Annotated in this window: 6 protein-coding genes; 4 read left to right on the top strand and 2 right to left on the bottom strand. The window is 71.5% G+C overall.

All coding sequences use genetic code 11. The features are described 5' to 3' along the window. Nucleotides 1–192: 192 nt before the first annotated feature. Nucleotides 193–1,653, top strand: coding sequence for a 7,8-didemethyl-8-hydroxy-5-deazariboflavin synthase subunit CofH (cofH, locus tag EXE42_RS14770; RefSeq protein WP_137706827.1), 1,461 nt, complete (start codon nt 193–195; stop codon nt 1,651–1,653). A gap of 133 nt (nt 1,654–1,786) precedes the next feature. Beyond that, nucleotides 1,787–2,107 (top strand): DUF2250 domain-containing protein, encoded by a 321-nt coding sequence (locus tag EXE42_RS14775; protein WP_092920309.1) that lies wholly within the window; start codon nt 1,787–1,789, stop codon nt 2,105–2,107. Nucleotides 2,108–2,139: 32 nt separating this feature from the next. Here EXE42_RS14775 and hmgA read toward each other — a convergent pair whose 3' ends face one another. After that, a complete protein-coding gene (hmgA, locus tag EXE42_RS14780; protein ID WP_092920308.1) occupies nt 2,140–3,363 on the bottom strand; it encodes a hydroxymethylglutaryl-CoA reductase (NADPH) in 1,224 nt (407 codons plus the stop codon). 91 nt (nt 3,364–3,454) lie between these two features. Continuing rightward, entirely contained in the window at nt 3,455–3,928 is a 474-nt protein-coding gene (locus EXE42_RS14785; protein ID WP_092920307.1) for an N-acetyltransferase, read from the bottom strand. Between the two features lie 240 nt (nt 3,929–4,168). Between EXE42_RS14785 and EXE42_RS14790 the strand changes: the two genes are divergently transcribed. Both EXE42_RS14790 and EXE42_RS14795 read left to right on the top strand, forming a co-directional pair. Beyond that, nucleotides 4,169–5,059 (top strand): DUF502 domain-containing protein, encoded by an 891-nt coding sequence (locus EXE42_RS14790; RefSeq protein WP_137693594.1) that lies wholly within the window; start codon nt 4,169–4,171, stop codon nt 5,057–5,059. Further along, nucleotides 5,056–5,499, top strand: a complete 444-nt coding sequence (locus tag EXE42_RS14795) for an archease (protein ID WP_137693593.1) — start codon at nt 5,056–5,058, stop codon at nt 5,497–5,499. Before EXE42_RS14790 ends, EXE42_RS14795 begins: the two co-directional genes overlap by 4 nt. Nucleotides 5,500–5,585 lie beyond the last annotated feature (86 nt).

Consider the following 5,585-nt stretch of genomic DNA (forward strand, 5'->3'; position numbering starts at 1 on the left):
CCTCGCGCGGTGCTGTCTCGCGGCCGCCAAGGGCGGCCGCTCGCAGGCACGCGCCACCGCAGTTGTTTATAAATAGATGTAGCGTCGCTCGGAGCTGTTTATAAATAGCCGTTCGCAATCGGCGCCCTCTTCCCGACCCGATCGGTGTCGCGACCCGCCCGTTTATCAGGGTGGAACCGGGAGCGTTAGGGGATGAGTTCGGGGGACAGTTCCGGCGCGAGCGGAACGGACGAGGCCGGCGGCGGCGAGTCGGAGAGCGGCGCGAACGAGTTCGACTTCGCGACGCCCGCGACCGACCAGTCGTTCGAGAACGCGCTCGCGAAGGCCCGCGACGGCGCCCGGCTGACGGTCGCCGACGCGACCGAACTGCTCGCCACCGGCACGGCGTCGTCGGGAATCGACCCCGTGCGCAAGGAGGCGGTGTTGGAGGCCGCGGACCGGCGCAGGGCCGAGGAGGTCGGCGACGAGGTCACCTTCGTCGCCAACCTCAACAACAACGTCACCACGGCCTGCAACACGGGCTGCCTCTTCTGTAACTTCAAGGACTCCGCGCACGCGTTCGAGGCCGACAGCGACGTCGAGCACGCGGGCTTCACCAAGCCGCCCGCGGAGTCGCGCGCGGTCGTCGAGGACGCCCTCGACATGGGAATCTACGAGGTGTGTTCCGTTTCGGGGCTCCACCCGGCGTTCGCGCTGAACGAGGAGCATCACGAGATCCTCGCGGCGCACGGCGACCCCGCGAGCGAGGCGAACTACAAGCCGCCGGAGGCGTACGCGACCGACCCGGGCACCTACGCCGAGCAGATGGACGCGATGTCGGTCGGCGGCGTCCACCTCCACTCGATGACGCCGGAAGAGGCGTACCACGCCAAACGCGGCACGGACTGGGAGTACGAGACCGTCTACCGCGAACTGGCCGACGCCGGACTCGACTCCGCGCCGGGCACCGCCGCCGAGATCCTCGTCGACGAGGTCCGCGACGTGATCTGCCCGGGCAAGATCCGCACCGACGACTGGGTGGCGGCGATCGAGGGCGCGGCGGCCGCCGGCCTCGACGTCACCTCGACGATGATGTACGGCCACGTCGAGACGGTCGCACACCGCGCGCGGCACCTGAAGGTGATCCGGGACCTCCAGGACCGCACGGGCGCGATCACCGAGTTCGTCCCGCTCTCCTTCATCCACCAGAACACCCCGCTGTACCGCCGGGGCGTCGTCGACTCCGGCCCCTCGCGCGCCGAGGACGAGCTCGTCGTCGCGGTCGCGCGGCTCTTCCTCGACAACGTCGACCACGTCCAGGCCTCGTGGGTGAAGTCGGGCGACGCCCACGGGCTGAAGCTGCTCAACTGCGGCGCCGACGACTTCATGGGCACCATCCTCTCGGAGGAGATCACCAGCCGCGCTGGCGGCGAGTACGGCGAGTACCGCTCGTTCGACGACTACGTCGAGATGATCGCGGCGATCGGCCGGACCCCGGTCGAGCGCTCGACGGACTACCGGACCCGGCGCCGCATCGACCCCGACGACGGCCCGCACGGCCCGCGGCTCGGCCCGCGCGCCGACGGGACGCCGATGCTTCCGGACCGCCAGTCCGGCGGCGAAGGGGCCGGGGGCGACGCGACCGGGACGCCGCCCGCCGACGCCGACGACTGAGCCGGGGAGGCCGACGAGACGGCCTCGGTCGGACCGGTCGGATCCCGAACACGTTCCGCAAATCGGCCGCGGCTCCCAGCGAGTGGGAACCGCCGGTGGCCCCTTTATCGTGACACACGTCACCACGTGTGAGATGGCCGCACCCGACGCGCAGCCGACCGACCGTTCGGCGGGAAGTGCCGAGGACGGGGGGAGCGACGATCGGATCGGTCCCGGCCGACAGTCGCTCACGCGCTCCGACGAGCGGCTGCTCTCGTACCTCGCCGACGTCGGTGCGGACTACCAGGCGTTCATCGCCGGGAACACGGGCCTGTACGGCGACCACGCCGAGTCGCGGCTGACCGCGCTGGAAGACGCCGGGCTCGTCGAGCGCGTCTCCGGCGAGGCGGTCTACCGGGTCACCGACGCGGGGCGCGAGGCGCTCCGCGACGACTGCCCGCGCTGGTCGGACTGAGGGAGGGAGCGTTCCGCGGGCGGCGGCGCTGCCTACCGGCCGAGCTCCTCGTGCGCCGACGAGAGGTGTCGCGAGCCGAGCGCCGCGAGCAGGGAGAGCTCGCCCGCGAGCGCGCAGACCGCGATCGACTCCGCGAGCGCGTCGGCGTTGCTGCCGGCCGGGTCGCCGCCGCCGGCGACGCCGAGGATCTCTAAGCTCGCCCGCTGGGTCGGCAGCTTCGTCCCGCCGCCGACCGTCCCGACCTCCAGGCTCGCCAGCGAGACGGAGACGTAGAGGTCGCCGTCGGCGGTCGTCTCGGCGGTCGTGATCGCGTTCGCCCCCTCGACGACCTGCGCCTCGTCCTGCCCGGTGGCGAGGAACATCGCCGCGACCGCGTTGGCGACGTGGGCGTTGAAGCCGAGCGCGCCCGCCTTCGCGGAGCCGACGAGGTTCTTCCGGGTGTTGATCTCCGCGATCGCCTCCGGCGTGGTGTGGAGGCGGTCCTCGACGACCTCGCGGGGGACCGTCGCGTCCGCGACGACCGAGCGGCCGCGCCCCTCGACGGCGTTGATCGCTGCCGGCTTCTTGTCCGAACAGAGGTTCCCCGACAGCGCGACGAGCGAGGCGTCCGTCTCCGCCTCCACCACGTCGCAGGCCTCCCGCGTCGCGATGGTGGCCATGTTCATCCCCATCGCGTCCTTCGTGTCGTAGCGGAACCGGCAGAAGACGTTGTTGCCGACGACGTACGGCGTCACGTCCAGCAGCTCGCCGTGGCTCGTCGTCGACTCCGCGGCCTCGGCGAGCGCGGGCTCGTTGTCGCGCACCCAGGCGACGAGCGCCTCGGCCTCGGCGACGCCCGCGACCCGGAAGACGGGCGCGCGGGTCATCCCGCTCTTCGTCACCCGCGCGGTCGCGCCGCCGGCGTCCTCGACGACGGAGCAGCCGCGGTTGATCGACGCGACCAGGGCCCCCTCGGTGGTCGCCAGGGGAAGGTAGCGCTCGCCCGAGCGCGCGCCGCCGTCGATCGTCACCGGCCCGGCGACGCCGACGGGGACCTGGACGCCGCCGAGGGTGTTCTCGATGTTCGAGCCGTGGACCGCGTCGGCGTCGAACGCGTACTCGCCGAGGGGGTCGAGGTCGGCGTCGGTCGCCTCCGCGACGAGTAGCCGGCGCGCGGCGGCCGCGGCGTCGGCGTCGGCGTGGTCTTCCAGCTCGTGGAAGCGGAGGTCGCCGTCGCGGACCCGAGTCGCGAGGTCCGCGGGAGTCGGTTGCGACATGCCGGCTCCTCCTCGCGGCGGGCGCTAATGACTGTCGGTTCGGTGGCCTTCCGGTCGAGCGGAGCCGACGGGGACGGCGAGGAACGACCGCCTACCGGCCGACGAACCCGGAGAGCCGTTCCCGGAGCGACTCGCCGCCGAGCTTGAGGTAGTAGGCGTCGCCGCCGTCCTCGTAGTAGTCGTCGATGCGGCGGATCACCTCGAAGCCGAGGTGCTCGTAGAAGCCGAGCGCCTGCCGGTTCGTCGTGCGGGCGTGGCAGGTCACCGACCGGTGGTTCTCCGCGATGTCGGCGACCAGCCGCTCGGCGTGGCCGCGGCCGCGGTGGTCCGGGTGAACGGCGAGAAAGAGGATGTAGCCGTCCCGGCGGACGGAGGCGAACGCGACGAGCCGGTCGTTCTCGACGAGCAGATGGGCGGTGGATCGGCGGTACGCGTCGACGAAGAAGCCGCGTCGCTGTCGGAGGACGCCCTCCGCGGACCGAATGCGCTCTTTGAGCTCCCACGCGGCGGTCGCGTAATCGGACTCGCCGGGGGGGTCGGTCCGCTTCTCGACGTTGACGCTCACTGGGATGACCTAACACGCCAGCGGAATATAACTCCACCGCCAGCGGGGACCGTTGCGAGCGGCGATGCCACCGGCGAGCGCGGTTGCGAACGGCGACGCCACCGGCGAGCGCGGTTGCGAACGGCGACGCCACCGGCGAGCGCGGTTGCGGGGGCAGCCCTTCTCTCGGCGGGCCGGAGTCGATCCCCGCCGAATCCGCGACGGAAACGATTTTGTCGCAGTCGCGCGTGAAGACGGGTAATGACCGACGAGTCGTCGGGAGCCGAACTCCTCCGACGGGCGTTCCTCACGGGCGTCGCCGTCATCGTCCCCGCCGTCATCACGCTGATCGTCCTCACGTTCGTGTTCAACGCGGTGTACAACTATCTCGACGTGTTCTCGTCGGCGGTCGTCGCCGTGTCGCCCGGGAACGGGCTGCCGGTGATCAGCGTCATCTCTCGGGAACTCGCGATCGAGATCGCGACGCCGATCGTGTTCGTGGGCCTCATCCTCCTCATCGGCGCGGGCGTCGAGTCCTCGCGGTACGGCGAACGCGCCGTCGACTACGTCGACGACGCGGTCGAACGGCTGCCGGGCGTGGGCTCCGTCTACCAGGGGTTCCGGCAGATGAGCGACGCCATGCTGGACTCGGACGGCGGGAACTTCCGCGAGGTCGTCCTCGTCGAGTTCCCGACCGAGGACACGTACACGCTCGCGTTCGTCACCAGCGAGACGCCGGCCGTCATCGCGGACCACGCGGACAGCGAGGGCGAGGGGATGCGGACGCTGTTCATGCCGATGGCGCCGAACCCGGTGATGGGCGGCCACGTCGTCTTCGTCCCGGATCGGCGGGTAGTCGACGTCGAGCTGACCGTCGACGAGGGGATCCGCGCGCTGGTCACGAGCGGCGTCGCGCTAGAGGAGGTCGCGGCCGACCTCGACGACGTCGACTCGGGGGACCTCCGCGCCGGCGCGCCGGAGCGGACTATCGACGCGCGCTTCCCGGCCGACGAGCGGCCGGGGAGCGCCGAGGAGTCCCGCGCCGGGACCGAGGAGGGAAGCGACGAGCGGTATCGGCCCCGCGCCGGCGACGCCGGACTCGGCTCCGGGGACGGATCCGGCGGCGACGCCCGCGAGGGCGACGAGCGATGAGCCACGAACTGTGCGACCACACCGCAGACGTCGCCGTCGAGGCGACGGCCGACACGCTCTCGGCGCTGTTCGCGGCGGTCGCGGACGGCCTCACGGCCGCGAGCGCGGAGTCGATTCCGGCGGCCGGCGACCGGTTCGAACTCGCGGTCGCCGCCGAGAGCCGCGAGGCCCTGCTGTTCGACTATCTCGATCGGCTGATCTACGAGCGCGATGTCCGGCTCGTCCTCCCGGCCGACCACCGGTGTACGGTCGTCGAAGCGGAGGAGACGGACCGCCCGGACGGCTCCGGGGACGCCGAGAGGTGGCGGCTCGCGGCCAGCGCGCGCGGCGTCCCGCTCGACGCGGTGGCCGCCCGGGAGATCAAGGCGGTCACCTACTCCGAGATGGCGCTCGAACGCCGCGGCGACGAGTGGTACGCGTACGTCGTCTTCGACGTGTGAGGCCGCGAACCCCCGTCCGACGCCCGACCTGAAAAACCGTTATATTTATCGAGTGCGTTGCTAACGTATGTCGCACTCAGATCGGA

It is taken from the genome of Halorubrum sp. SP3 (assembly GCF_005435195.1).
GTDB lineage: Archaea > Halobacteriota > Halobacteria > Halobacteriales > Haloferacaceae > Halorubrum > Halorubrum sodomense.